This is a genomic window from Halobacillus sp. BBL2006 (assembly GCF_000786645.1).
Taxonomy (GTDB): Bacteria; Bacillota; Bacilli; order Bacillales; family Halobacillaceae; genus Halobacillus.
The window spans coordinates 1-2132 of record NZ_JRNX01000792.1 but is presented as its reverse complement, the minus strand read 5'-3'; the positions used below and the strand labels follow the sequence as shown (position 1 = coordinate 2132).

Genomic DNA, 2132 nt, shown 5'->3' with positions numbered 1-2132 from the left:
GCCCAGCAAAAACGAAAAGAAAAAGGGTATCCTGTTGTTCCGGTTCAGTTACACTCTGTTTTTTCTGGTAACCCTGGAACAGGAAAAACGACCGTTGCTGAGATTTATGCTGATGTCCTAAAGCAGTGTGGATTACTCAAAAGGGGACATACGGTCGTCGTTTCAAGAAGCGATCTTGTGGCAGGGTACGTAGGGCAAACAGCGATGAAGACGAAACGGAAAATTCGGGAAGCTTTAGGCGGCGTCTTGTTTATTGATGAAGCTTATGCCTTATACAACGGGGGCCGAGACGACTTTGGAAAAGAAGCCATTGAAACCATTGTGGATGAAATGACAAAGCATAATGAAAATCTTGTGGTTATCCTTGCTGGCTACCAGCATGAAATGGAGCAATTGGTGGAAAGTAATCCTGGCTTATCCTCAAGGTTTAAAAAATATTTTTACTTTCCTGATTACGATGAAAAAGATCTAATTGAAATGACTCATTTTCAAGCGAATTCCTACGGGTATCATTTTAACGAATGGGCCGAGTCGTTCCTCCGTGAAAAATACACGGACCATAAAGTGAGAGGGAACGGACGTTTCGTCAACAACTTAGTCAATGAGGCCATTCAATTTCAGGCGATTCGTATCATGGACGATGAAGCAGAGGATATGAACGAGCTAGAATTAGCTGACTTAGAAAAAGCATGGAATACCGTACGAAGGGAGTCTTAATCAATGAAAGTGGTTGAAACACCAATCCAGGTAAGATATCAGGAAACGGATATGATGGGCGTCGTCTATCACGCCAATTATTTGGTGTGGTTTGAGATTGGACGTACAGCCTTCATTGAATCATTAGGATTCAAGTACGCAGAGATTGAGAAGCAGGGTGTCGTTTCACCGGTTATCGACGCCCAGATCAGCTTCAAAAATCCTGTTCGATATGGAGAAGAAACGAAAGTAAAAACGTGGGTAGAGCACTATGATGGTCTACGGGTGACTTACGGATACGAAGTCGTTCATGAGAATAGTGAGACAGCGGTATCTGGTGAAACAAAGCATGTGATTGTAAAGAAAGATAACTTCAGACCTGTTTCTATAAGAAGGAGTTTTCCTGATTGGCATGAAGCTTATTTGAACGCAATGGAGCGGAAAGAATAATGGCCTTCGGAGTCAAGCGAGCCGAGCTCCATAAGTGGAAGGAGACGGTAAAAGCCGGCGAAATTGCTATATTAACTCATTTTTGGCTGGATGAACGCTTCCCAGGCTGTGACACAGTCACAAAAGTTGGTTGTAAAGATATTAAAAAGTTGAGTCGCTGGGGTTCCCAGTATGGTTTGAAGCCGGAGTGGATTCATCGTGACCCTCGATTTCCTCATTATGATTTGTTTGGCGAACGCCAATTTGACATTCTCGCAAAAGAAGGAAAATGGGATCAGATTGAACGATTTAATTTGAAACAAAAATAAGACGCCATTACCGGCGTCTTATTTTTGTTTCTAGTGGCAAACATATTTTCACTCTATTTATAATACAATACCATGTATTCAAATTAGCGAGGTGAGATGGGATGAATGAAGATTTACAAAAGCTATTTAATAATCTGATTGAAATTGAACACGTATCTACAACATTATATCTAGCTATGTCGGCTTACCTGGGAAGATTGAATTACACTGGCATGGCTCAATGGCTTCGACTTCAATCTGAGGAAGAAAGAGGACATATGCTTACTTTAATTGATTATGTAGTAGATAAGGATGGGACAGTTAAGTTAAGTGCGATCCCCGGCCAGCCGAGTGACTTCGGTACACCATTAAATACCTTTCAAAAAGTTCTAGAACATGAGAAGTTTGTCACAGACTCATATCGACAAGCTTATAATTACGCCAATCAAATTGATCCTCAGGCTGCACTGATTATCCAAGACTTCTTAAGAGAACAAATTGATGAAGAAGCTCAAAGCCAAACCATCGTCGATCGCTTAAAATTAGCAGGCAATGATTCTTCTGCTCTTTTACTGCTCGATCAAGAATTGGGTCAGAGACAAGGTACGGTCCATCCAGCAGCTGGCTGACCAAACTGGAATTTGAGTAAGGGTAGAGTCTCATGACTTGTATAAGTCCTCTGATTTTATTTCTTTTTCT

At 41.3% G+C, this 2132-nt stretch carries 4 protein-coding genes; all 4 read left to right on the top strand.

The genetic code is table 11. The features are described 5' to 3' along the window. Nucleotides 1–717: AAA family ATPase (locus tag LD39_RS19740; protein WP_035552415.1), on the top strand; the 717-nt coding region annotated here is incomplete at its 5' end. Nucleotides 718–720: 3 nt separating this feature from the next. Next, nucleotides 721–1146: a thioesterase family protein gene (locus tag LD39_RS23290; protein WP_035552412.1), complete on the top strand. Its 426-nt coding sequence runs from the start codon at nt 721–723 to the stop codon at nt 1144–1146. Beyond that, nucleotides 1146–1454: a hypothetical protein gene (locus tag LD39_RS19730; RefSeq protein WP_035552409.1), complete on the top strand. Its 309-nt coding sequence runs from the start codon at nt 1146–1148 to the stop codon at nt 1452–1454. Before LD39_RS23290 ends, LD39_RS19730 begins: the two co-directional genes overlap by 1 nt. 101 nt (nt 1455–1555) lie before the next feature. Continuing rightward, a complete protein-coding gene (locus LD39_RS19725) occupies nt 1556–2062 on the top strand; it encodes a ferritin (protein ID WP_035552406.1) in 507 nt (168 codons plus the stop codon). The last annotated feature ends 70 nt before the right edge of the window (nt 2063–2132 follow it).

Bases quoted from the DNA above. Each gene is read 5' to 3' on its own strand.
- LD39_RS23290 (WP_035552412.1), top strand. From the start codon at position 721: ATGAAAGTGGTTGAAACACCAATCCAGGTAAGATATCAGGAAACGGAT.
- LD39_RS19730 (WP_035552409.1), top strand. From the start codon at position 1,146: ATGGCCTTCGGAGTCAAGCGAGCCGAGCTCCATAAGTGGAAGGAGACG.
- LD39_RS19725 (WP_035552406.1), top strand. From the start codon at position 1,556: ATGAATGAAGATTTACAAAAGCTATTTAATAATCTGATTGAAATTGAA.